This is a genomic window from Streptomyces sp. EDA2-14, assembly GCF_054963755.1.
Genome location: NZ_JBUEGE010000007.1, coordinates 191,745 through 214,133, shown reverse-complemented (window position 1 = coordinate 214,133; position 22,389 = coordinate 191,745). Strand labels below are relative to the sequence as shown.

The 22,389-nt window shown below is 71.6% G+C and carries 23 protein-coding genes; 13 read left to right on the top strand and 10 right to left on the bottom strand.

Annotated elements, in window-relative coordinates; all coding sequences use genetic code 11:
* Positions 1-4: 4 nt before the first annotated feature.
* Together ACY34M_RS20260 and ACY34M_RS20255 are read right to left on the bottom strand one after the other, a co-directional pair.
* Positions 5-988: an ABC transporter substrate-binding protein gene (locus tag ACY34M_RS20260; RefSeq protein WP_462722265.1), complete on the bottom strand. Its 984-nt coding sequence runs from the start codon at positions 986-988 to the stop codon at positions 5-7.
* Positions 985-1,785, bottom strand: a complete 801-nt coding sequence (locus tag ACY34M_RS20255) for an ABC transporter ATP-binding protein (protein ID WP_462722266.1) — start codon at positions 1,783-1,785, stop codon at positions 985-987. The genes ACY34M_RS20260 and ACY34M_RS20255 overlap by 4 nt, the downstream gene beginning before the upstream one ends.
* A 215-nt stretch (positions 1,786-2,000) precedes the next feature.
* Between ACY34M_RS20255 and ACY34M_RS20250 the strand changes: the two genes are divergently transcribed.
* From ACY34M_RS20250 to ACY34M_RS20230, 5 genes are all read left to right on the top strand, one after another.
* Entirely contained in the window at positions 2,001-2,558 is a 558-nt protein-coding gene (locus tag ACY34M_RS20250) for a Dps family protein (RefSeq protein ID WP_462722267.1), read from the top strand.
* Positions 2,559-2,689: 131 nt separating this feature from the next.
* Positions 2,690-2,854 carry a hypothetical protein gene (locus tag ACY34M_RS20245; protein WP_462722268.1) on the top strand — a complete coding sequence of 55 codons (165 nt, stop codon included), beginning with the start codon at positions 2,690-2,692 and terminating at the stop codon, positions 2,852-2,854.
* A gap of 185 nt (positions 2,855-3,039) precedes the next feature.
* Positions 3,040-3,528, top strand: coding sequence for an HPP family protein (locus tag ACY34M_RS20240; RefSeq protein ID WP_462722269.1), 489 nt, complete (start codon positions 3,040-3,042; stop codon positions 3,526-3,528).
* A gap of 215 nt (positions 3,529-3,743) precedes the next feature.
* Complete coding sequence (locus ACY34M_RS20235) at positions 3,744-5,378, top strand: ABC-F family ATP-binding cassette domain-containing protein (protein ID WP_462722270.1); 1,635 nt, start codon at positions 3,744-3,746, stop codon at positions 5,376-5,378.
* Positions 5,379-5,461: 83 nt separating this feature from the next.
* Positions 5,462-7,102 (top strand): ABC-F family ATP-binding cassette domain-containing protein, encoded by a 1,641-nt coding sequence (locus ACY34M_RS20230; protein ID WP_462722271.1) that lies wholly within the window; start codon positions 5,462-5,464, stop codon positions 7,100-7,102.
* A gap of 1 nt (position 7,103) precedes the next feature.
* On the opposite strand, the gene ACY34M_RS20225 is transcribed toward ACY34M_RS20230, so the two are convergent.
* The gene (locus ACY34M_RS20225) at positions 7,104-7,838 is read right to left on the bottom strand and encodes a nitroreductase family protein (RefSeq protein ID WP_462722272.1); all 735 of its coding nucleotides are present in this window, start codon (positions 7,836-7,838) and stop codon (positions 7,104-7,106) included.
* A gap of 202 nt (positions 7,839-8,040) precedes the next feature.
* On the opposite strand from ACY34M_RS20225, the gene ACY34M_RS20220 reads away from it, so the two are divergent.
* The 3 genes from ACY34M_RS20220 (at position 8,041) to ACY34M_RS20210 (ending at position 10,520) form a co-directional block, all read left to right on the top strand.
* A complete protein-coding gene (locus ACY34M_RS20220) occupies positions 8,041-8,376 on the top strand; it encodes a hypothetical protein (RefSeq protein ID WP_462722273.1) in 336 nt (111 codons plus the stop codon).
* A 72-nt stretch (positions 8,377-8,448) separates the two neighbouring features.
* On the top strand, positions 8,449-9,030 hold the full coding sequence (locus tag ACY34M_RS20215) for a carbonic anhydrase (protein WP_462722274.1): 582 nt from the start codon (positions 8,449-8,451) through the stop codon (positions 9,028-9,030).
* Between the two features lie 8 nt (positions 9,031-9,038).
* Positions 9,039-10,520 carry a SulP family inorganic anion transporter gene (locus ACY34M_RS20210; RefSeq protein ID WP_462722275.1) on the top strand — a complete coding sequence of 494 codons (1,482 nt, stop codon included), beginning with the start codon at positions 9,039-9,041 and terminating at the stop codon, positions 10,518-10,520.
* A gap of 61 nt (positions 10,521-10,581) precedes the next feature.
* Here ACY34M_RS20210 and ACY34M_RS20205 read toward each other — a convergent pair whose 3' ends face one another.
* The 3 genes from ACY34M_RS20205 to ACY34M_RS20195 all read right to left on the bottom strand — a co-directional run bounded on the left by ACY34M_RS20205 (position 10,582) and on the right by ACY34M_RS20195 (position 13,426).
* Complete coding sequence (locus ACY34M_RS20205) at positions 10,582-10,989, bottom strand: RidA family protein (RefSeq protein ID WP_462722276.1); 408 nt, start codon at positions 10,987-10,989, stop codon at positions 10,582-10,584.
* Positions 10,990-11,053: 64 nt separating this feature from the next.
* A complete protein-coding gene (locus ACY34M_RS20200) occupies positions 11,054-12,391 on the bottom strand; it encodes a lipase family protein (protein WP_462722277.1) in 1,338 nt (445 codons plus the stop codon).
* 177 nt (positions 12,392-12,568) lie between these two features.
* Positions 12,569-13,426 (bottom strand): Cof-type HAD-IIB family hydrolase, encoded by an 858-nt coding sequence (locus ACY34M_RS20195; RefSeq protein WP_462722278.1) that lies wholly within the window; start codon positions 13,424-13,426, stop codon positions 12,569-12,571.
* 223 nt (positions 13,427-13,649) lie between these two features.
* Here ACY34M_RS20195 and ACY34M_RS20190 point away from each other — a divergent pair, with 223 nt between their 5' ends.
* From ACY34M_RS20190 to ACY34M_RS20170, 5 genes are all read left to right on the top strand, one after another.
* Positions 13,650-14,462 carry an alpha/beta fold hydrolase gene (locus ACY34M_RS20190; protein ID WP_462722279.1) on the top strand — a complete coding sequence of 271 codons (813 nt, stop codon included), beginning with the start codon at positions 13,650-13,652 and terminating at the stop codon, positions 14,460-14,462.
* Between the two features lie 9 nt (positions 14,463-14,471).
* Positions 14,472-15,239 (top strand): IclR family transcriptional regulator, encoded by a 768-nt coding sequence (locus ACY34M_RS20185; RefSeq protein ID WP_462722280.1) that lies wholly within the window; start codon positions 14,472-14,474, stop codon positions 15,237-15,239.
* Positions 15,240-15,334: 95 nt separating this feature from the next.
* Positions 15,335-16,348: an aromatic ring-hydroxylating dioxygenase subunit alpha gene (locus ACY34M_RS20180; protein WP_462722281.1), complete on the top strand. Its 1,014-nt coding sequence runs from the start codon at positions 15,335-15,337 to the stop codon at positions 16,346-16,348.
* Positions 16,345-16,515 carry a hypothetical protein gene (locus tag ACY34M_RS20175; RefSeq protein ID WP_462722282.1) on the top strand — a complete coding sequence of 57 codons (171 nt, stop codon included), beginning with the start codon at positions 16,345-16,347 and terminating at the stop codon, positions 16,513-16,515. Before ACY34M_RS20180 ends, ACY34M_RS20175 begins: the two co-directional genes overlap by 4 nt.
* Positions 16,512-17,447 carry a PDR/VanB family oxidoreductase gene (locus ACY34M_RS20170; protein WP_462722283.1) on the top strand — a complete coding sequence of 312 codons (936 nt, stop codon included), beginning with the start codon at positions 16,512-16,514 and terminating at the stop codon, positions 17,445-17,447. Before ACY34M_RS20175 ends, ACY34M_RS20170 begins: the two co-directional genes overlap by 4 nt.
* On the opposite strand, the gene ACY34M_RS20165 is transcribed toward ACY34M_RS20170, so the two are convergent.
* The 4 genes from ACY34M_RS20165 to ACY34M_RS20150 all read right to left on the bottom strand — a co-directional run bounded on the left by ACY34M_RS20165 (position 17,431) and on the right by ACY34M_RS20150 (position 22,389).
* The gene (locus ACY34M_RS20165) at positions 17,431-18,981 is read right to left on the bottom strand and encodes an MFS transporter (RefSeq protein WP_462722284.1); all 1,551 of its coding nucleotides are present in this window, start codon (positions 18,979-18,981) and stop codon (positions 17,431-17,433) included. The genes ACY34M_RS20170 and ACY34M_RS20165 overlap by 17 nt on opposite strands.
* Before the next feature lie 98 nt (positions 18,982-19,079).
* Positions 19,080-19,565: an N-acetyltransferase family protein gene (locus tag ACY34M_RS20160; RefSeq protein ID WP_462722285.1), complete on the bottom strand. Its 486-nt coding sequence runs from the start codon at positions 19,563-19,565 to the stop codon at positions 19,080-19,082.
* Between the two features lie 43 nt (positions 19,566-19,608).
* The gene (locus tag ACY34M_RS20155; protein ID WP_462722286.1) at positions 19,609-20,838 is read right to left on the bottom strand and encodes an MFS transporter; all 1,230 of its coding nucleotides are present in this window, start codon (positions 20,836-20,838) and stop codon (positions 19,609-19,611) included.
* A 93-nt stretch (positions 20,839-20,931) separates the two neighbouring features.
* On the bottom strand, positions 20,932-22,389 hold the full coding sequence (locus tag ACY34M_RS20150) for an aldehyde dehydrogenase family protein (protein WP_462722287.1): 1,458 nt from the start codon (positions 22,387-22,389) through the stop codon (positions 20,932-20,934).

Below are 22,389 nucleotides of genomic sequence, written 5' to 3'. Positions count from 1 at the left end.
GGGCCTACTTCTTCGTCAGGGCGGCGACGACGCCGTCGATGTACTGCTCCATGGACTTCGGGCCGCCGAACAGCCAGGTTCCGTCGGGCAGCCGGTGCACATCGCCGGACTTCACGAAGGGCAGCGACTTCCACACGGAGTTGTCGGCGAGGTCCTTGGTGAAGACGTCGGAGCCGCCGGCCTTCTTGTTGCCGATGTACGTGAACTGCACGTCGTCGCCGAGCCCGGTGAGGCCCTCGACGTCCGTGGTGGCCAGGCCGTAGTCCTTGTCGCCCTTGACCTTCCAGGCGTTCTTCAGGCCGAGGTCTTCGTTGACGGCACCGAGCAGGGAGTTGCTGGTGAACGCGCGCACGGAGACCTGGTTGGAGGCGGCGTAGCCGTCGGCGGCGGCGACCTTCGAGCCGTCGGCGCCCGCGTCCTTCAGGGCCTTCTTGCCCTCGGCGAGCTTCGACTCGTACGCCTTCTTGGCTGCCTTGGCCTCGTCCTCCTTGCCGGTGGCCTTCGCGATGGTGTCGAGGGTGTCGAACATCGTGCCGACCTGGTCCTTGCCGTCGGCGGACTTCACCTGGAGGACGGGGGCGATCTTCTTCATCTGCTTGACCGCGGACGCCGAGAGATCGGTGGTGGAGATGATCAGGTCGGGGGTGAGGCCCGCGATGCTGTCCATGCTGGGCTCGCCCCGAGTGCCGATGTCCTTGGGCGAGTTGGTGAGCGGCGCGGCGGTGTCCCAGGCCTTGTAGCCCTTGACGTCGGCGACGCCCGCGGGGTCGACGCCGAGCGTGAGGAGGGACTCGACGACGTTCCACTCGGTGCCGACGACCTTGGTGGCCGGGCCGTCGAGGCTGACCTTCTTGCCGTCCGCACCGGTGAGGGTGATCTTCTCGGACTTCGAGTCGGCTCCGGTCTTCGCGGGCTCGGAGCTTCCGCAGGCGGACAGGACGAGGGCCGCGGCGGCGGCGCTCGCCAGGGCGATCAGGGGGCGTCTCATGAGGTGCTCTGGAGCCTTTCGCTTCTGCTGTGGTGACGGCCCATGGCGCGGGTGCGCAGCCGTCCGGTGAAGGGGTCGGTGTCGACGTCGACGCGGATCCCGTACGTCTCGGTGAGGCGCTCGGAGCGCAGGACGTCCTCGGGGACGCCGTCGGCGATGACACGGCCCGCGCTGAGCAGCGCGATCCGGTCGGCGACGGCCGCGGCCTGGTCGAGGTCGTGCAGGACGACGCCGACGGCGATGCCGCCGTCGTCCGCCAGGTCCCGGATGAGGTCGAGGAGTTCGACCTGGTAGCGCAGGTCGAGGTAGGTGGTCGGCTCGTCGAGGAGGAGCACGCCGGTCTGCTGCGCGAGGCAGCCGGCCAGCCACACGCGCTGCAACTGCCCGCCGGAGAGCTGGTCGACGCCCCGGTCCGCGAGGTCCTCGACGCCGGTCATCGCGAGGACCCGGTCGACGACCTCGGGGCCCTCGGTGTCCGCCTGCCCCCAGCGGCCGCGGTAGGGGTAGCGGCCGAACTCGACGACGTCGCGCACGGTGAGCCCGCCCGGTGTGGGCCTGCTCTGCGTCAACAGGGCGACGCGGCGGGCGAACTGACGGGCGGTGAGGTCGAAGCCGTCGGCGGCGTCGGACGTTCCCGCGTCGAGGGTCAGTGTGCCGTGCCGGGGGCTCTGCAACCGGGCGATGGCCCGCAGCAGCGTCGACTTGCCGCTGCCGTTGGGGCCGACGAGGGCGGTCACTTCGCCGGGTCTGAGGACGAGGGCCGCGTCGTGTACGACGTCGACTCCGTCGTACGACACGGTCACGTGCTCGGCCGACAGTTCGTGACCGCGCGGACTAGGGGCGCTGCCTGCGCGTTCACCAGATCTCACGGACTGAAGGTTAGCCTAACCTTACTCCCTGGGGAACCCCGGGGGCGGCCCCACGATCGGCGCCGATCAGGCATGGATCCCGCATGCGGGGTAGTCCGTCAGTGCAGCTCACCCCGATCGAAGTCCGAAGGGAGCAATGCACCATGCCTCTGCGGAGCAACCCGAAGTACACCGTGCCCGGCCTCACCGTGGCCGAGGCAGGAGAGCTCATCGACATCCTGCAGCTGCGCCTGCACGCCCTGAACGATCTGCACCTCACCCTCAAGCACATCCACTGGAACGTCGTCGGCCCGCACTTCATCGCCGTCCACGAGATGGTCGACCCGCAGGTCGACAAGGTCCGCGACATGGCGGACGACGTCGCGGAGCGCACCGCGGCGCTCGGCGGGGTCAGCCACGGCACGCCCGGTGTGCTCGTCGCCGCCCGGACCTGGGAGGACTACAGCGTCGGCCGGGCGGACGCCATCGCCCACCTCGGCGCGCTCGACGTCGTGTACACGGGTGTCATCGGCGACGTCCGCAAGGCGGTCGAGCAGACCGGCAGGATCGACCCGGCCACCCAGGACCTGCTGATCGGACAATTGCGGGAGCTGGAGCAGTTCCAGTGGTTCGTCCGCGCCCACCTGGAGACGGCGGGCGGCGCCCTGCGCACGAGCGACGCGGACACCGAGACGGAGGCGGCACACCAGGCCGTCCGGTGACGTCCACGGGCCCGAACGTGTGACTGCGCCCCGCCGGTGCACCACGTACCCCACCCGGTGTGTCTACCGTGGCAGTTCGTCAATTGTTGAGTCGACGTGGCACGGTGCCACGTCGACCGTGAGGAGCTCTCATGTCCGACGAAGAGCCGCAGCGGTCACGGATGTTGGGCGTCGAGATGCGGCAGGTGTCGCTGGACGACGGCAGCGTGATGACGATCGTGTGCGACGCGGGCCTGTCCGAGGAGGACGTGCGCTCGCGGGCGACACGGATCGCGGAGGACAACCGGCGGCAGTGACCGGCGAGGGTGGCGGACCCGCCGCGACGACATCCCCTCGTGTGGCGACGCACGGCACACGTGTCGTGCGATGTACGCCACACACTTCTGAGCAGCACTCTTGCCTCAGAGGCAAGGGATGTGTCCGGGCTTCAACAGTCTGTTTATGATCACCGGGACCCCGCTTCCCCCTGCCCGGAGATCGCATGTCCACGCCCCCGTCCGCCGTGCCCCGGCCCCACCCCCTGCACGCCCTGCGCGCCACCGTCTTCGCGATCGGTGCCCTGCTGGTGCTGGTGGGTGTCGGGGTGCTGCTGCGGCAGCCGCTCCTCATACCCCCGCTCGCCGCCAGCGCCGCCCTGGTGCACGGCGCCCCAGGCCTGCCGATCTCGCAGCCGCGCAATCTCGTCGGGGGCCAGCTGATCTCCGCCGCCATCGGGTTCGGGACGCTGGCGGTGACCGGGAGCAACGGCTGGGGCGCGGCCGTCGCCGCCGGGCTCTCTCTCGGGGCGATGATGCTGACCCATCTCTCCCACTCCCCCGCCGCCGCCACCGCCGCGATCGTCGTGCTGCAGGCCCCGCACCCGCTCCCGTTCCTCCCCCTTCTCGCGCTCGCCGCCGTACTGCTGGTCGCGGTCGGAATGCTGCCGGGCCGGATCGGCGGACACCCGGTGCGTTACCCGTTGAGCTGGTGACCGCGGGACCCCACCTGTTAGTGTTCTCGGACCTTTGACTCGTATCGAGGAGAACGAACATGGCGGTGGACGACGACATCTCCGGGTGATACCCGGCTCCGTCGGGCCAGCGGCCGGTGCGTGGAAGCACCGCCCCGGTGGCCTCTCAGTCGTCCCCTTTTCCTGTTCCGGGCAGCCGTTTCGGTCTGCCCGTCTCCCACGCGAGGTCTCCTTCCGTGTCCGACGCTTCCGTCGTCTGCTCGAACCTGTCCTTCTCCTGGCCCGACGACACTCCGGTGTTCGACGGCCTGTCCTTCTCCGTGCCGTCCGGCCGCACCGGGCTCGTCGCGCCCAACGGCGCGGGCAAGAGCACACTGCTCAAGCTGATCGCCGGTGAACTCGTGCCCACCGGCGGCTCGGTGACCGTGCACGGTGTGCTCGGCCATCTCCCGCAGAACCTGCCGCTGGCCGGTTCGCTCACCGTTGCCGAGGTACTGGGTGTCGCCGAGGTCGTCCGCGCCCTGGACGCCGTCGAGTCCGGGGATGTGAGCGAGGAGCACTTCACCGTCATCGGCGACGACTGGGACATCGAGGAGCGCACCCGCGCCCAGCTCGACTCCCTGGGTCTCGGCGCGCTCGCCCTCGACCGGCGCCTCGACACGCTCAGCGGCGGCCAGATCGTCTCCCTCGGCCTCGCCGCCCAACTGCTGCGCCGGCCCGACGTGCTGCTCCTCGACGAGCCGACCAACAATCTCGACCTCGACGCCCGCCGCCACCTGTACGACGTGCTGGAGCGCTGGACCGGCTGCCTGCTGCTGGTCAGCCACGACCGCGCCCTGCTCGACCGCATGGAGCGCACGGCCGAGCTGCACCACGGCGAGCTGCGCTGGTACGGCGGCAACTTCACCGCCTACGAGGAGGCGGTCCGCGCCGAGCAGGAGGTCGCCGAGAAGAATGTCCGCAACGCCGAACAGGAGGTCAAGCGCGAGAAGCGGGAGATGCAGCAGGCCCGCGAGCGCGCCGAGCGCCGCGCGAGCAACGCCGCCCGCAACCTGAAGAGCGCCGGACTGCCGAAGATCTTCGCCGGGAACATGAAGCGGGGCGCCCAGGAGTCGGCGGGCCGGGCCGGGCAGACACACTCCGCGCGCGTCGGCGAGGCGAAGGCGCGGCTCGACGAGGCGGAGCGCGCCGTGCGCGACGATCCCCGCCTGGTCCTCGACCTCCCCGACACGAAGGTCCCCGCGGGACGCACCCTCGTCCATGCCGAGCACGCACAGGTGCGCAGGGGCGAGCAGGACCTGTTCGCCGCCGAGGGCGTCGACCTCATGGTGCGCGGCCCCGAACGCATCGCGCTGACCGGCCCCAACGGGTCGGGGAAGACCACCCTGCTGCGGCTCGTCAGCGGTGACCTCCGGCCGAGCAGCGGCAGCGTGAAGCGGGCCGACGGGCGGATCGCCTATTTGTCGCAGCGTCTCGACCTGCTCGACCCCGAGCGCACCGTCGCGGAGAACTTCGCCGCGTTCGCGCCGGGGCGCCCGGAGGCGGAGCGGATGAATCTGCTGGCCCGGTTCCTGTTCCGCGGACCGCGCGCGCATCTGCCGGTCGGGGTGCTCTCGGGCGGGGAGCTGCTGCGGGCCACCCTGGCCTGCGTGCTGTGCGCGGAGCCCGCGCCACAGCTGCTGCTGCTCGACGAGCCGACGAACAATCTCGATCTGGTCGGCGTCGGTCAGCTGGAGAGCGCGCTCGGCTCCTACATGGGTGCGTTCATGGTCGTCAGCCACGACGAGCGGTTCCTGGCCCGGATCGGCGTGGAGCGCCAACTCCGCCTTGCCGATGGCGCGTTGACCGATGCGGGGGCGCCCGAGATGTGAACCGTCGGCGTGCCGACACGGCCCGCCCCGAGGCGTACGCCCGGCGGGCCCGGACCATTCACGTCGAACGGAGCACATCTCTCATGTCTCAACCTGCCCTCGTCGCCCACGACCTGACGCGCACCCTCGGCACCCGTCGCGTCCTCGACGGTGTGTCGCTCACCGCGGCGCCCGGCCGCCGTATCGGCCTCATCGGCGAGAACGGGGTCGGCAAGTCGACCCTGCTGCGCCTGCTGGCCGGTGTGGACGCCCCCGACTCCGGCAGCGTCGTCCGACCGCCAGATCTCGGCTTCCTCCAGCAGGAGGCGCCGTACGACGCCACGACGACGATCGCGGACGTACTGGACGACGCCCTGCGCGAGACCCGCGCCGAACTCGCCGAACTCGACCGGCTCGGGGAACAGCTCGCGCACACACCGGAGGACTCGGACGTCTACGGCGAACTCCTCGACTCCTACGGCCGTCTGCTGGAGAGCGCGCGGGAGCGCGAGGCGTGGGACGCGGACCGGCGCGCCGCGATCACGCTCGCCGGTGTCGGACTCGGGACGTTCGCGCACACCCGCACCCTGGGTTCGCTCTCCGGCGGTCAGCGCGGCCGGCTCGCCCTGGCCGCGCTGCTCGTGCGCCGACCCGCCGCGCTGCTCCTGGACGAGCCGACGAACCATCTCGACGACGACGCCGCGCTGTTCGTGGAGGAACAGGTGCGGGCCCTGCCCGGCGTGGTCGTCCTCGCCAGCCACGACCGCGCGTTCCTCGACGCCGTCTGCACGGATCTCGTCGACCTCGATCCGGCGGTGGACGGCCCGGTGCGTTTCGGCGGCGGCTACAGCGCCTACCGCGCCGAGAAGCGGGCCGAGCGGGAGCGCTGGGAGCGACGGTTCGCCGAGGAGCAGGAGGAGTTGGAGGCGCTGCGGCACGCGGCCGGTGTCTCGGCGCGCCGCGTCGCCCCCGACCGCGGTCCGCGCGACAACGAGAAGATGGGGTACGGCGTCCGCGCCAACCGGGTGCAGAGCCAGATCTCCCGCCGCGTCCGCAATGCCACCCGCCGCTTGGAGGAACTGGAACGCACGCAGGTCGCCGCTCCTCCCCCACCGCTGCGCTTCCGGCCCGACCGACTCGCCGACATGCCGTCCGACGACACCGACGAGCCACTGGTGTCCCTGCGCGATGTCCATGTCCCCGGCCGGCTGTCGCTGGACCGGCTGGACGTGACACCCGAGGACCGCCTGCTGGTGACCGGCGCCAACGGGACGGGGAAGTCGACCCTGTTGGCGGTGCTCGCCGGGCAGCTCACGGCGCGGGGCGCAACACATCGACGTACCGGACTGTCGGTGGGGCTGCTCGCCCAGGACTCCGTGTTCGCCCGGCCCGGGCACACCGCACGTGACACGTACGCGCGGGAGCTCGGCTTCGCGCGGGCCGAGGCGGTGCCGCTGGCCGGGCTCGGGCTGCTGCGACCCGCGGACCTCGACAAGCCCGTGGGGCACCTGTCGGTCGGGCAGCGCCGTCGGCTCGCGCTCGCGCTGCTGGTCGCCGACCCGCCGGAACTGCTGCTGCTCGACGAGCCGACGAACCATCTGTCCCCCACGCTGTGCGACGAGTTGGAGGACGCGCTGGGACCCGGCCCCGGCGCGATCGTCGTCGCCTGTCACGACCGCTGGCTGCGCGAGCGCTGGAAGGGCCGCGAGGTCCGGCTCGCGCGGAGCGACGCCGCCGAGGGGTGACCTACCAGCGGTTGCGGTGCACCACGTCCTCGACGGGCCTGCGGCGCACCGGGCCGAACCGGCCGAGCGGCCAGCCGATCGGAATGGCGGCGAACGTCCGCATGTCGTCGGGGATGCCGAGCGCGGCCTTCCACTCGTCCTCCAGCATCAGGTGCCAGACGGTGATGTTGGCGGCGAGTCCGAGGCCGCGCGCGGCGAGCAGCAGGTTCTGTACGCCGGGGTAGACGCAGGAGCCCTCCGCGAGCGCGGCGAAGCGCTCCTGCGTGGCCGCCATCGCGGCGGTCGCGGCGGGACCGAGCGCGGCGGCCGAGGCGGCGAGTCCTTCCTCGTCGACGCGCGGCGGGGGGAACTGGTAGCAGGGGATGACGAGCGCCGGTGTGTCGGCGAAGTGGTCGCGCTGGTACTCGATGGCGGCCACCATCCGCGCGTACGCCGCCTCGTCCATGCCCTCGGGCGCGTGCTTGCCGGTGGTCGCCAAGTAGGCGTCCACACATCGACTCCACAAAGGTTCCAGTTCCGCCATAACTGTCGGGTCGGTGACCACGACGTACTCATAGCGCTGCATGTTGCCCCCACTGGGACCCCACACGGCTGCCTGAATCAGCCTTTCCAGCAGTTCGTCGGGGACGGGCTCCGCGCGCAGCCGGCGCATGGCGCGCATCGTGGACATGGTGCCGAACAGGGTTGTGTCGTCGGTGATTTGGGGTGTCTCGGCTTTTGTGGTGACCTCACTCATGATCGCGAGTCTAGGGGTGTCATTCGCGCCAAAACACCCCCATCTTTCACGCATCCTTCGAGCCGAAACACCGAGTTAACCCACGAGCCACCTTTGCACAGTTAACCTGGCTCTTGACCTTCAGTTGACCGTACGTTGACACATTCTTGGTGAGAGAGGCGCGGGGAAAAACATGTCGCGAGGTGGGAAGACGCGCGCAGCGGTGGCACTTTGTGTCGCCGTGCTGCTGGCGTTCCCCCTCTTCGCGTCCGCACAACCGTTCGCGCCCGCACATGCCACGGTCACGGCTCCGGCCGATGTGCGCGCCTGTCAGAGCGAAGGAACCGGCGGCCTCCAGAGTCCCGCCGAAGTGATCCGCAGCCGCGACCGGCACCGGGCGGCATCCGGCACGGCTCAACTCCCGTGCTGCTGTGCCCAGGCACCCGCGCCCGAGGTGCCCGCGCCCCCCGCGGGCACGTCCGCGCACGCCTCGTACACCCGCCCGGACAGATCCATCGACGAGTTGTCAGCGGCGTCGCTCCAGGTCTTCCGCTGCTGACAGGCACGTGCTTTACGACCTGTCCTGCCCGTCCGACGCGCCTCTTCGGCGCGCCAGGAGGAATCACCACACATGCAGCCCCTCATCGACAACGCCCGTATCTTCGGCTCGCGCCCTGAGGAGTTCGCCAGTCACGCCGACGGCCAGTCCCCGCAGGTGCTCTTCATCACCTGCTCCGACTCTCGCGTCGTGCCGGCCCTGATCACGGGCGCGCGCCCCGGTGAGCTGTTCGAGCTCCGTACCGCGGGCAACATCGTGCCCCCTTACACCAACGGCAGCCCCTGCGGGGAGACCGCCACCATCGAGTACGCCGTGGAAGTCCTCGGCGTCCAGGACATCGTCGTGTGCGGCCACTCGCACTGCGGGGCGGTCGGCGCGCTGGTGCGCGGCGACGACCTCGCGGCCGTGCCCGCCGTCCGGGACTGGCTCGCGCACGCCGCGGACGAGCCCGGCGCCTGCGACCCGGCCGACGTCACGGTCGCTTCGGGTGTCCAACAGCACGTCCTCGCCCAGCTGCTGCGGTTGCGCTCCTACCCGTGTGTGGAGCGCCGGCTCGCCGACGGCCGCCTCACGCTGCGTGGCTGGTACTACGAGGTCCACACCGGCGGCGTGCGCGAACACCGCGCCGAATCCGACACGTTCGAGACTCTGTGAGCGCCGTCATGACTGAAACCACCCCCCACGCATCACCACCCAAGTTCCCTCATCTCAAGGCGGACTTCACCGCCTCGCTCGTCGTGTTCCTGGTGGCGCTTCCGCTGTGCGTCGGTGTCGCCGTCGCCTCCGGTGTACCCGCCGAACTCGGCCTGATCACCGGCATCGTCGGCGGTATCGTCACCGGCCTCATGCGGGGCAGCAGCCTCCAGGTGTCGGGGCCGGCCGCCGGTCTGACCGTGCTCGTGTACGAAGCGGTGCAGGAGTTCGGCCTGCCGGTCCTCGGTGCCATCGTGCTGGCGACCGGCCTGCTGCAGATCGCCATGGGCGCGCTGAAGGTGGGCCGGTACTTCCGGGCCATCTCGGTCTCGGTCGTCGAGGGCATGCTCGCCGGCATCGGCCTGGTGCTCATCGCGGGCCAGCTGTACTCGGTCCTCGACGCGAAGGCCCCGGAGTCGGGGCTCGGCAAGATAGCCGGACTCCCGGCCGCGTTCATCGACGCGCTCGGCAGTACACGCGCACTGGTCTCGCTCGCCCTGGGCGCCGGTACCGTCGCGGTCCTGGTGCTGTGGAAGTACATGCCGAAGAAGGCGCGCGTCGTGCCGGGGCCGCTCGCCGCGGTGGGCCTCGCGACGCTGGCGGCGTTCGTGTTCAACGCGCCCGTCGCCATGGTCGAGGTCAGCGGTCTGATCGGTTCGATCCAGCCGCCGCCCCTCGACGCGTTCGGTGACCTCGTCACCGTCGGTGTGCTCGGCACGGTCGTGGCGTTCACGCTCATCGCGTCCGCCGAGTCGCTGTTCAGCGCCGCGGCCGTGGACCGGATGCACGACGGTCCGCGCACCAAGTACGACAAGGAACTCCTCGCCCAGGGCGCGGGCAACGCGGTGTGCGGTGTGCTCGGCGCGCTGCCGATGACCGCGGTCATCGTCCGCAGCTCGGCCAATGTGCAGGCGGGCGCCAAGACCAAGGCGTCCCGTGTGCTGCACGGCGTGTGGCTGCTGCTGTTCGCGGCGCTGCTGCCCGCACTGCTCGCCTACATCCCGATCCCGGCCCTCGCGGGTGTGCTCGTGCACGCCGGGGCGAAGCTGGTTCCCGTACGGGCACTGGTGCGGCTGTGGCGCGAGCATCGCGGTGAGGCGCTGATCCTGGTCGTCACCGCGGTGTCGATCGTGGCGATCAGCATGTTCGAGGGCGTGCTCATCGGCCTCGCCCTGTCGGTCGTGAAGACCGCCTGGGACGCCTCGCACGTCAAGCTCGAGGTCATAGACAAGGGTGCGGGCCCGATCCAGGCCCACCTGACCGGCAACGCGACCTTCCTGAAGCTGCCGAAGATCCTCGACAGCCTGGAGGCGCTGCCGCAGAATCGTCCCGTCGAGCTGAACCTGTCCGGTGTCCACCACCTGGACCATGCGTGCCGTACGGCCCTGGAGAACTGGGCGGAACGGCACAGTTCCGCCGAGACGGAGCCGGTGAAGGTGACGTCCGCCTGATCCACTCGCGTATGCCCCGACCGGTGCGCCGGTCGGGGCATACGCATGTCGGTGGGCCGGTTCAGTCGACGACCGCGGCCACGGCCTCGATCTCGACGAGCTGGTCGGCGTAGCCGAGCACGGTGACACCCATCAGGGTGCTGGGCACGTCGTGCTCCCCGAAGGCGTCGCGCACCACGTTCCAGGCCGTGACCAGGTCCTCCTGCCGCGTCGACGCCACGAGGACACGGGTGTTGACGACGTCCTCCAGTGTGGCGCCGGCCGCGTCGAGGGCGACCCGCATGTTCTCGACGCAGCTCGCGGCCTGACCGGCGTAGTCGCCGACGGCGACGGTCGATCCGTCCTTCGCCAGCGGGCAGGATCCGGCGAGGAAGACGAGCCGCGCCTCGGCGGGCGCGGTCGCCGCGTACGCGTACTGCGCGACGTCGGAGAGGGCGTCGGTACGGATCAGGGTGACGGCGCGGGCCACGGTGTTCCCTTCGGACGGGTGCGGTGGACCGTCATCGTGCCACGGCCCGCACCCGCCCGTACGGTCAGCGCTGCGCGGGAAGTTGGGCGCAGGTGGATGCCGCCGGTTCGCCCGAGAGACGGTCGGCGAGCCAGTCGATCGCCGGGCCCTGGTCGGTGAGCAGCGGGGCGAAGTGGTTGATCAGGGCGCGGCCGACGTCCGGCGTGTTCACCGCCTTGTACGTGACCTGCGCACCGCGCCCGCACCAGTCGGCGGCCAACTGGCGTGCCTGGGCGTGCGGGACGAGGTTGTCGCTGACACCGGTGGCGACGCGGACCGGGCTCTGCGGCTTGACGGTGCCGATGCGCTGCTGGGCGAGGAACTCCTGGAGGCGCGGTTCGGCCTTGATGATGTCTTCGAGGCTCTGGCCGTCCTTCGTCCAGGTCGAGCTCTTCTGGGACGAGTAGCCGAGGATGGCGTCGCCGACGCAGGCCGTGGAGAGGTCCTTCAGTGCGGCGCGCCCCTTGTCGTTCAGGTGCTTGTCGGCGATCGCCCGCAGCTCCGGGTCGGACTGCAGGAATCCGTTGAGCGACCAGCCGAGCGCCCCGACGAGGTCGGTGCCGTCGATGGCCTTGGTGGTCGCGGTCAGATCGGCGGGCGGGGCTCCCGCGTACGTGCCGGAGAGCGTGACATCGGGCGCGTAGGTGGGCTGGAGTTCGGCGGCGGCCGCGGTGGCGCCACCGCCTTGGCTGTAGCCGAAGAGGCCGACCCGCGAACCGCTGGTGACGGTGGTGTCCTTGACGGCGCGGGCCGCGCGCACGGCGTCGAGCACGGCGTGCGCCTCGTCGACCCGGTTCACGTAGGTGTGCAGGCGGTCGGTGGCGCCGAGGCCGATGTAGTCGGTGACGACGACGGCGACGCCCTTGGCGAGGAGCCGGTAGATCGCCAGGTCCTCGTAACCGGCCACCAGCGTCTGCCCGTTGACCCGCAGGGGGTGTTCGAGGCCCATCGACGCGGCGCACTGGTCGCCCTGCCCCTGCGTGCCGGGGGCGAGCGCGACGAGCGGGCGGGGCCCCGAGCCGCGCCACTTGGCGCTGGGCTCGATGTACGCACCCGTGGACGCGGCCGGTTTCCCGTTCGAGTCGGTGGTCTTGTACATGATGCGGGTCGCCCGGCCCGGCAGCGGTCCGTCGAGGCCGGGCAGGCTCAGCGCGAGCGGGAGCGCCTCGCTGCGCATCAACGTTCCGTCGGCGTCCGGCAGTTCGGCGGGCGGGTTGTAGAACGCGGGGATCGTGACACCGCGCGAGACCGTGTCGGCGGAGTTGTCCGAACCGGTGGCGGCCGCGGCCGGCACGGCCTGGGCGCCGACACATGCGGCGACGGTGACGGCGGCGGCCAGCAGGCGGGTGGGGGCGGCGGGCAAGGCGAACCTCCGGGCTACGGGCGGGGGCGGACCCCCGCCTGGCGGCTGTCGGCCGGAACATCGGGCAGGCCGACGGCGCGTCGCAGGCGGTCGTCCCACCGTCGCCACACGCCTGGGCGGACGCTATCCAGACCGCTGTTACCAGGGGTAGCACCCGGAAGGTTACGGTTCAGTAACTTAACCCTGCGCCGCGAGTCCGAGCAGGTCACGGACGGTGCGGACAACGCCGTTCTCGGTGTTGGCGGGGGCGCGCAGGCGGGCCCGGGCGAGGACGTCGGGGTGGGCGTTGGCCATGGCGTAGGACCAGTCGGCGGTGTCCAGCATCTCCAGGTCGTTGCGGTAGTCGCCGAACACCATGGTCTGCGCCGGCGTGATGCCGAGGGCGTCCTGGAGCCTGCGAACGGCGGCGCCCTTGTTCGCGGCCGGGTTCATGACGTCGATCCAGTGCTTGCTGGAGACCACGACCTGGTGCGTGTCGGCCAGCGGCGCGAGGACCGGGGCGGTGGTGTCCTGCGCGTCACCGAAGTCGAAGAGCGCCACCTTGACGAACTCGTCCTCGACGGCGGTGGCGTCGTCCACGACCTCGTGCGCGGCGTAGTACTTCCGGACCTGCTCCATGAACGCCTCGTCGGAGCGCTCCACGTACGCGGACCGCTTGCCGCAGACGACGACCCCCGCGTCGACCCCGCCCTCGTCGACGAGCTGGCGCATCGCCTTGACGATCCACTCGACGACGGCAGGCTCCAGCGGGTCGGAGCTGACCTCGGCGCCGCCGCGCACCACGTACGCGCCGTTCTCCGCGACGTACACCATGCCGCCGTCGTCCACGGCGTCGAACTGGGCGGCGAGGGTGGCGTACTGCCGGCCGCTGGCGGGGCAGAAGGCGATGCCCCGGTCGTTCAGCTCGGCCAGGAGCGGCCAGAGGGAGTCCGGTACGTTCCCGTCGCCGTCCAGGAGGGTGCCGTCCATGTCGGTGACGATCAGGCGGATGTCGGGCGGGGTGGTGGCGCTCGGCCGGTGCTGCTGGGTGCTCACGATGGTTCCTGGTTCCGTGGTGCGGTGTGCCGGGCCGCGGTGCGAGGGCACGGCACATCCAGTCTAAAGAGGTGCCCCACCAGCGGTTCCCGTGCACTTCCGGCCCGCCCGACACACCCTTGCCCTGCCGCTCTGACCGGGCAACACTCTTGATCGCGCCGAGGCCCGCACCGTACGGTTCCGGCGTTCACCCCGCGCGGGTCCCACCAACCAGGAGCACGTCATGCCCCGATTCACGCTGGACGGCACCGTATTGCGGTACGACGACCACGGCCCGGCGGACGGTGTCCCGGTGGTGCTGATCCACGGCCATCCGTTCAACCGGACCCTGTGGGCCCCGCAGGCCGAGGCGCTCGCGGCGGCCGGGTACCGGGTGCTCACCCCGGATCTGCGCGGGTACGGCGAGAGCGATGTCACTCCGGGGCAGGTGCTGCTCGCGCGCTTCGCCGACGACATCGCCGGGCTCCTTAACGAGCTGGGGATCGACTCCTCCGTGGTCGGTGGTGTGTCGATGGGCGGCCAGATCACCATGGAGTTCCAGCTGCGGCACCCCGACCGCGCCCGCGCCCTCGTACTGTCCGACACCTCGGCGCCCGCCGAGACCCCCGAGGGCAAGGAGCACCGCAACCGGCTCGCGGTGCGGCTGCTCGCCGAGGGCATGGGCGGGTACGCGGACGAGGTGATCGACAAGATGCTCGCGCGGTACAACGTGGCGGCGCTGCCGCAGACCGCCGCCCATGTCCTCGGCATGATGCAGGTCACCGATCCGCGCGGGGCGGCCGCTGCGCTGCGCGGGCGGGCCGAGCGCCCCGACTACCGCGAGAGCCTCCCCGACGTCCGCGTCCCCACGCTCGTCGTCGTCGGCGCGGACGACGCCTACACGCCCGTTTCGGACGCCGAGGAGATCGTGAAGCTGGTGCCGGGCTCGGTGCTGCGGGTGATCGACGGGGCCGGGCACCTGCCGGGCGTCGAGCAACCCGAGCTGTTCAACGCCGTGCTCCTGGACTTTCTGCGCGACCGCTTCCCGACCGGGTAGGGCCGGGCCGTGACACGTTCCGCGAGCGACCGGCTGCTCGACGCGCTCGGCGCCTTCGACCAGGACCACCCGTCCCTCACGCTGACCCAACTCGCGCACCGCGCCGACCTTCCGCTGCCCACCGCGCACCGGCTCGTCGGCGCACTGACCCGCTGGGGCGCCCTGGAGCGCGACGAGGCGGGCAACTACCACGTGGGGCTGCGGCTGTGGGAGATCGCGGCGCTCGCCCCACGCGGTCTCGGGCTGCGCCAGGCCGCGCTGCCCTTCCTGGAGGACCTGTACGAGGCCACACACGAGAACGTGCACCTCGCGGTCCGCGACGGCCTGGAGGTCGTCTACATCGAGCGCCTGTCGGGCCGTTCGGCGGTGGGGGTGCACTCGCGGGTCGGCGCGCGCTGGCCGCTGCACGCGACGGGCGTGGGTCTCGTGCTGCTCGCGCACGCCGGGCTCGACCTTCAGGACCGCTATCCCGAGGGCGGACTCGCCGCGTTCACGCCGTACACCGTCACCGACGTGGCGCGGCTGCGCCGGATGCTCGCCGAAGTGCGGCGCGGCGGCGTCGCGGTGAGCGACCGTCAGATCACGGGCGACGCCCTGTCGGTGGCGGCCCCGGTGCGCGGGCCGCGTGGCGACGTCGTCGCGGCGGTCTCCGTCGTCGTACCGGTAGAGGGTGCGCGGACGCCTGCGCTGATTCCGGCGGTGCAGCTGGCCGGTCGCGGTATTTCGCGGGCCCTGGGCTGGCAACCCGTCTCGGGTGAACGCCCGGCTTCCGTCTGACGGAAGCGTGGTTGTGGGGCTGTGGCCCGGGTCACCACTGTGGTCTGCGACGCGCGGCGACGGTGCCGCGCGCGGTGACAGGAGGGACGCCCGTCATGAGCGCCAGTTCGGCCTTCGCCCGCAATCAGTGGTACGTCGCCGCGTGGTCGAAGGAGGTGGGCCGGGAGCTGCTCGGCCGGACGGTCCTCGGGGAGCCGATCGCCTTCTACCGCACGGAGGCCGGGGAGCCGGTGGCCCTCGCGGACCGCTGTGTGCACCGCCGCTACCCGCTGTCGGCGAGCGGCCTCGACGGGGACCGGGTGGTGTGCGGGTACCACGGGTTCACCTACGACACGACCGGCACGTGTGTGTTCGTGCCGGGGCAGAAGCGGGTCCCCCGTACGGCCAGGGTGAGTTCGTACCCGGTCGCGGAGGTCGACGGGATGGTGTGGGTGTGGGTCGGTGACCCGGAGCAGGCCGACCCCGATGTGATCCCGCGCGCCCCGCACCTGGTCGCGGACGGTTTCGTGACCGTGGAGGGCATGGAGCCGATCGACGCCGACTTCATGCTGCTCGTCGACAACCTGATGGACCTGTCGCACGAGACGTATCTGCACGGCGGCTACATCGGCACCCCCGAGGTCGCCGAGACACCCATCACCACGGAGGTCGACGAGGAGTCCGGCATCGTGCGGGTGTCGCGGCACATGAAGGACGCCGAGTGCCCGCCGTTCTACGCCCGCTCCACCGGCATCGAGGGCCGCATCGACCGGCGCCAGGACATTGAGTACCACGCGCCGTGCCTGTATCTGCTGCACAGCACGATCAGCCCGTCGGGGCAGGAGACCCCCGCGTTCCGCACGGAGATCACGTACGCGATCACCCCGTCCTCGCCCGGCAAGGTGTACGACTTCTGGGCGGTGTCACGGAACTTCGCGACGGAGGACGACGAAGTCACCACGTTCCTGCGGGACTTCAACCACACGGTCGTCATGCAGGACGTGGACGCGCTCAATCTGCTGCAGCGCACCCTGGACACCGAACCGGAGGGGTACCAGGAGCTGAGCATCAACATCGACACGGGTGGCCTGGCCGCGCGCCGCATCCTCACGAAGCTGGCCGCCGAATGACACGGCCCGTCTACCGCATCGAATGGCTCCCCGGCACCGACCTCCTCGACGGCAGCTGCCACTGCGGCGCGCGGCACACCAGCGAGGACCCGGTCGCCATGTGGGAGTGGATGCTGGCCCACCCCGACCATCCGCAGACCACCGACCCGAAGGACCGCACCCAGTGAGCGACCCGCTCGACACGTACGACCTCGTCGTCGCCGAACGCCGCCAGGAGGCCGTCGGCGTCGTCTCCCTGCTCCTGCGGGGCCCGGACGGCACGCCGCTGCCCGCGTGGGAGGCGGGCGCCCACATCGACCTGATCCTGTCCGAGGCCGAGGGTCTTGAACGGCAGTACTCGCTGTGCGGCGGCGACGCGCACTCCTGGCGGATCGCCGTGCTGCGCGAGCAGGACGGGCGGGGTGGCTCGGCGCATGTGCACGGCGAGCTTCAGGAAGGGGCGACGGTACGGGCCCGTGGGCCGCGCAACCACTTCCGGCTCGAACCGGCGCCCGCCTACCGGTTCGTGGCAGGCGGCATCGGCATCACGCCGATCGTGCCGATGCTGTCCACGGCGGCCGGGCAGGGCGCCGAGTGGTCCCTCGCCTACGGGGGCCGCTCGCGGGACACCATGGCGTTCGCCGAGGAGTTGACCGCCCGGCACCCCGCCGGGCGGATCGAACTCGTCGAGGGGCTGCTTGACCTCCCGGCGGTCCTCGCCGACCTGCGACCCGGTGAACTCGTCTACGCCTGCGGCCCCGAGCCCCTGCTCACGGCCGTGGAGGCGCTGGTGCCCGCCGAGGCGCTGCGCACGGAGCGGTTCGCGCCGACGGACACCGACACCAGCGGTGACACGGCGTTCGAGGTGGAACTCGCGGGCTGTGGGCGGACGGTGCGGGTTCCGGCGGACCGGACGGTACTCGCCACCTTGCAGGAGGCCGGGATCCAGGTCCTGTACTCGTGCACGGAGGGGACGTGCGGCACCTGCGAGACGGATGTGCTCGCCGGGGAGGTCGACCACCGCGACAGTGTGCTCACCGCCGCGGAGCGGGACGCCAACGAGACGATGATGGTGTGTGTCTCGCGGGCGAAGGGCGAGCGGCTCACGCTGGATCTGTGACCGTCGCGTCCGCGACGGGCTCGGGTTCCGGCCGCGTGGTGTGTTCCGCCCGGCGCAGCAGCACGGCCGCGACGAGGCCGCCGGTCAGCACGGCGGCCGCGCCGACGAGTTGACCGGTCTCCAGGGCGGAGCCGAACGACCGCTTCACCGTGTGGCGTTCGGCCGCCGAGTCGGTCGCGGCGAGCGCGGCGGGCAGTGAGGCCGCGGCGACCGGGACGAGCGCGGAGAAGCGGGCGCTGAGCACGGCGCCCAGGACGGCGACGCCCAGGCCGTTGCCGAACTCGGTGACCGTGCCCTGGATGCCGGCGCCCGCTCCCGCCTTCTCCCGGGGGATCGAGCCGAGGACGGCCACGGCCATCGCCGGGTTGGCGAGCGCGCAGCCCACGCCCATGAGGACGAGCCCGACGAGCAGTCCCCCGTACCCGTCCACGACCCGCCCGGCGAGCGCGACGGCGGCGAGCCCGGAGGCGAGGAGCGTCATCCCGAGGGCCACGGACCCCGGAATGCCGAGCCGCTTGCTCAACCGGGCGGACAGGCCGGTGAAGTTCAGCAGGACCACGGTGAGCGCGAACGGCGCGGTGCGCAGACCGGCCTCCAAGGGGCCGTACCCGAGGACGAACTGGAGCTGCTGGGTGAGCAGGAAGAGCGCTCCCCCGCTGCCGAAGGTGATCAGTACGGCGCCGAACACGGCTCCGGTGAAGGTCCGGTCCCGGAAGAAGCCCATGTCGAGCATGGGGTCGGTGACGTGCCGCTCCCAGAACACGAACCCGGTCAGCGCGCACACGCCGAGCGCCGCGCCCGCGAGGACGTACGGGGACGACCAGCCGTGGTCGGGGCCCGAGACGACGGCGTAGACGAGCGAGGCCATCGCGACCGTCGAAAGCAGCGCGCCGAGCAGGTCGGGGCGGTGGCTCTGATCGGCCCTGCTCTCCGGTACGAGAACGCCGACGGCACACAGGCCGATCAGTACGACGGGCACGTTGACGAGGAAGAGGGAGCCCCACCAGAAGTGCGCGAGCAGGACGCCGCCGACCAGCGGACCGGCCGCGAAGCCGAGGGCGTTGACGGCGGCCCAGACGCCGATGGCGCGGACGCGCTCGTCGTCGTCGAAGACCTGCACGGCCACCGCGAGGGTGGTGGTCAGCAGGAAGGCGCCGCCGATGCCCATGCCGGCGCGTGCGGCGATCAACTGGCCGGTGCTCTGCGCGAGTCCGGCGGCGAGCGAGCCCGCGCCGAACAGCACGAGGCCGGTCAGGAGCAGCTTCTTGCGGCCGTAGCGGTCGGCGGCGGCCCCGGCCGCGAGCAGCAGTCCGGCCTGCACCAGCACATAGGCGTTGATGATCCACTGGACGTCGGCGGTGCCCGCGCCGAGGTCGTCGGTGAGGGTGGGGACCGCGACGTTGAGGATCGTGTTGTCGAGGATGACGACGAGTTGGGCGAGGCAGATCACGCCCAGGATGAGCCAGCGGCGCGGGTCCCTCGGCCGGGCGGGCGCGGGGGCGGTGGGCTGCTCGGCGGCGGGCGTCGCCGTCATGCGGGCTCCTTGAAGGCAGGTGAAGAACACGGGAACCACCCCGTTGGTTAGGTAACCCTAACTCAGCTGGTGTCCCGTGTCCGCACCGCCCTGCGGCGCTACAGCGCGCGATGCATGATGTGCAGCCCGACCCTGCCGTCCCGGGGGTGGTCGAACGCGTCGGGCACCGTGCCGAGGATCGCGAAGCCGAGCGAAGTCCACAGCCGTACGGCCGGGTTGGTCTCGACGACGGCGTTGAACACCATCGCGCGGTAACCGTCCTGCCTGGCCGCGGTCAGGACGTACTCGGCGAGCGTGCGGCCGTAGCCGTGGCCGCCCTGGTCGGGGTCGACCATGAACCCGGCGTTGGCGACTTCCCGTGCCGGGCCGCCGTAGTTGGGCTTCAGGTAGGCGCTCGCGACGACGGTGCCCGCGTCGTCCTCCATGACGAGGACGCGCTTGCCCGCGCCCTCGGTCCACAGGGCGCGGGCCTCGGCCTCGCCGGTGTCGGGGGCCCAGGCGTAGGTCTCGCCCGCGCGCACGATCCGCTGCCAGAACGGCCAGATCCGTTCCCAGTCCCCGTCCTCGATGTCTCTGATCTTCATGAGGCCGAGTCTGGCACGGGGTCCGGCCGTCCTGCCGGGGCGTTCAGCTGGTGAACGCGGCGCTCGGCGCTCCGGCCCGGTCCTCGGCCGTCGGCGCGGTCAGCAGCAGCATCGCGCCGAGGCCGAGGGCCGCGACGCCCGCGAAGAACCAGAAGCCCCACGGGTGGGCGATGCCCGCCGTGACGAGGGCGCCGGTGACGAAGGGGCCGGTGATCGAGCCGAGCCTGCCCACCGCGGAGGCGAGGCCGAGCGCGGTGCCGCGGGTGCGGGCCGGGAAGACGTGGGCCACGTACCCGTAGATGAGGACCTGAGCGGAGAACACGAAGACGCCGGTGAGCAGCACCAGCGCGTTCAGCAGCAGACCGGACCCGATGCGCAGGCTCAGGACGGCGAGCAGGACGGCGCCCGCCGCGAACCAGATGCGGGCCACGCGCCGGATGCCGTACTTGTCGGCGACGACACCCGCGACGACGAGCCCGATGACGGCGCCGATGTTGAGGACCAGCAGGAGCGCGATGGACTGGGAGATCGGGTAGCCCGCGCTGCGCATGAGCTGGGGCAGCCAGGTGTTGAGCCCGTACACGAGCAGCAGCCCCATGAAGGAGCCGCCCCACACGGCGAGGGTGGTGCGGCGGACGCGCGGGCCGAGCAGGTCGCGCATGCCGATGCGTTCGGCGTCGGGCTGCTGCCGCGCGGCGAGGTAGGCGGCGGACTCCGGGAGCCGCCACCACATCAGCGGGACGACGAGGAGGCCGGCCACTCCCCCGCCGTAGAACAGCCAGTGCCAGTCCCCGGCGACGGCGAGCGCGAGCACGGAGGTGAGCACCGCGCCGACGTGGTAGCCGGTCATCGTGAAGGTGCTGGCGCTCGCGCGGCGGCGTTCGGGAAGGTTCTCCGACATGACGGTCAGGGCGACCGGCATGCAGGCGCCGAGGCCGAGCCCGGCGAGGAAGCGCAGGACGGCGAAGACCGTCACGTTCGGGGCGAGCGGTGTCACCAGGGTGAACACCGAGAACAGCAGCACGGAGCCGATGAGCATGCCGCGCCGCCCGAAGCGGTCGGTGAGCGGGCCGAGCCCCGCGGCGCCGACCGCGACCCCGACGAGGGACACGGTGGCGACCGCGGTGGCATCGGCCGCGGTGAAACCGAGGTGGTGCGTCTTGAGCAGGGTGGGAATGGTGGCGCCGAGCGCCACCAGGTCGTATCCCTCGAGCAGAACGGTGAGCCAGCACAGCACCGCCGTGCTGGCTGCCCGCGTGGGAGACGTCGTCATTGCCGTGCTCCTTGCCGGACGAGCGGATGGGGACGGGGACGCGCTGCTCCTGGGGGACAGGGACTGGGGTGCTGCGGGGTCCTTCTGCGGGGTTCAGAAGGGGTACGGCGCGATCTGCGGGCGCACGGTCACCCACTGCGTCTCGGTGAACGCCTCGATGTTGGCCTGCGCGCCGCCGAACCGGGAACCGTTGCCGGAGTCGCCGACACCGCCGAAGGGCGCCGCGGGCTCGTCCATGACGGTCTGTTCGTTGATGTGCACCTTGCCGGAGCTGATCCGGTCGGCGAGTGTCATCGCGGTGCCGACATCGCCGAGGATGCCGACGGAGAGGCCGTACGGCGAGGCGTCGACGATGCGGGCCGCCTCGTCGAGGTCGCGGTAGGTGCGCACGGGAGCGACGGGACCGAAGATCTCCTCGCGCCAGGCCGGGCTGTCGTCGTCGAGTCCGGTGAGCACGGTCGCCGGGTAGTACGGGGCGTCGGCCTTGCCGCCCGCCTCGACACGGGCCCCGGCGGCGACGCTGTCGGTGACCACCTTGTCGATGTGGGCGAGTTGCCGCCCGTCGATGATCGGGCCGAGCGCGACGTCGCCGGTCGCCGGGTTGCCGAAGGGCAGGTTCGCGGCCTTCTCGGCGAGCAGGGCCACGTACTCCTCGGCCTGCGACTCGTGGACGAGGTGGCGTCCGGTGGCCATGCAGATCTGGCCCTGGTGGAGGTACGAGCCGAACGCGCCGGCCGAGGCGGCGGCGGGCAGGTCGGCGCCGGGCAGCACCACGAGCGCGTTGTTGCCGCCGAGTTCCAGGTGGACCTTCTTCAGGTTCCGGGCGGCGGCCTCGCCGACCTTGCGGCCCGCGGCGGTCGAGCCGGTGAAGGAGACGACGGAGACCTCGGGGGCCTCGACGACGGCGGCGCCGACGCTCGCGTCGCCCGGCAGCAGGTGAAGGAGTCCCTCAGGAAGGCCCGCCTCCTCGAAGATGCGGACGATGCTGACACCTCCGCACACGGCGGTGCGCGGGTCCGGCTTGAGGAGCACGGCGTTGCCGAGGGCGAGCGCGGGAGCGACGGAGCGGATGCCGAGGATCAGCGGGAAGTTGAACGGCGCGATGACGGACACGACGCCCGCGGGCACGCGGCGCGCGAACGACCAGCGCGGTTCGCCGCTGCTGAGCACGTCGCCGAGCGGGTGCGCGGGAAGGGCGGCGTCCTCGTAGCACTCGGCGGCGGCGAAGTCGGTCTCGACGGCGGCCTTGGCGCGGGTCGAGCCGGCCTCGCGGACGATCCAGTCCTTGATCTCCTCGGCGTGCTCGGCGAACAGGTCACCGGCCCTGCGCAGCACGGCGGCGCGCTCGGCGGGCGAGGTCCGGGCCCATGCGCGCTGCGCTTCGGCGGCGCGGGCGGCCGCACGGGCCACGTCGTCGGCGGTGGCGCTGCCGATCGAGCCGATCCGCTGCCCCGTGGCGGGTTCGACGACATCGGTCGTGCCGCCGCCGCCCGCGGTCCAGCCGTCGAGGTGGATGCGCTCGTGCCATACGGGGTCTTCGAGGAGAGTCAT

Bases quoted from the DNA above. Each gene is read 5' to 3' on its own strand.
- ACY34M_RS20260 (WP_462722265.1), bottom strand. From the start codon at position 988: ATGAGACGCCCCCTGATCGCCCTGGCGAGCGCCGCCGCCGCGGCCCTC.
- ACY34M_RS20250 (WP_462722267.1), top strand. From the start codon at position 2,001: ATGCCTCTGCGGAGCAACCCGAAGTACACCGTGCCCGGCCTCACCGTG.
- ACY34M_RS20245 (WP_462722268.1), top strand. From the start codon at position 2,690: ATGTCCGACGAAGAGCCGCAGCGGTCACGGATGTTGGGCGTCGAGATG.
- ACY34M_RS20240 (WP_462722269.1), top strand. From the start codon at position 3,040: ATGTCCACGCCCCCGTCCGCCGTGCCCCGGCCCCACCCCCTGCACGCC.
- ACY34M_RS20230 (WP_462722271.1), top strand. From the start codon at position 5,462: ATGTCTCAACCTGCCCTCGTCGCCCACGACCTGACGCGCACCCTCGGC.
- ACY34M_RS20225 (WP_462722272.1), bottom strand. From the start codon at position 7,838: ATGAGTGAGGTCACCACAAAAGCCGAGACACCCCAAATCACCGACGAC.
- ACY34M_RS20215 (WP_462722274.1), top strand. From the start codon at position 8,449: ATGCAGCCCCTCATCGACAACGCCCGTATCTTCGGCTCGCGCCCTGAG.
- ACY34M_RS20210 (WP_462722275.1), top strand. From the start codon at position 9,039: ATGACTGAAACCACCCCCCACGCATCACCACCCAAGTTCCCTCATCTC.
- ACY34M_RS20190 (WP_462722279.1), top strand. From the start codon at position 13,650: ATGCCCCGATTCACGCTGGACGGCACCGTATTGCGGTACGACGACCAC.
- ACY34M_RS20180 (WP_462722281.1), top strand. From the start codon at position 15,335: ATGAGCGCCAGTTCGGCCTTCGCCCGCAATCAGTGGTACGTCGCCGCG.
- ACY34M_RS20175 (WP_462722282.1), top strand. From the start codon at position 16,345: ATGACACGGCCCGTCTACCGCATCGAATGGCTCCCCGGCACCGACCTC.
- ACY34M_RS20165 (WP_462722284.1), bottom strand. From the start codon at position 18,981: ATGACGGCGACGCCCGCCGCCGAGCAGCCCACCGCCCCCGCGCCCGCC.
- ACY34M_RS20160 (WP_462722285.1), bottom strand. From the start codon at position 19,565: ATGAAGATCAGAGACATCGAGGACGGGGACTGGGAACGGATCTGGCCG.
- ACY34M_RS20155 (WP_462722286.1), bottom strand. From the start codon at position 20,838: ATGACGACGTCTCCCACGCGGGCAGCCAGCACGGCGGTGCTGTGCTGG.
- ACY34M_RS20150 (WP_462722287.1), bottom strand. From the start codon at position 22,389: ATGACTCTCCTCGAAGACCCCGTATGGCACGAGCGCATCCACCTCGAC.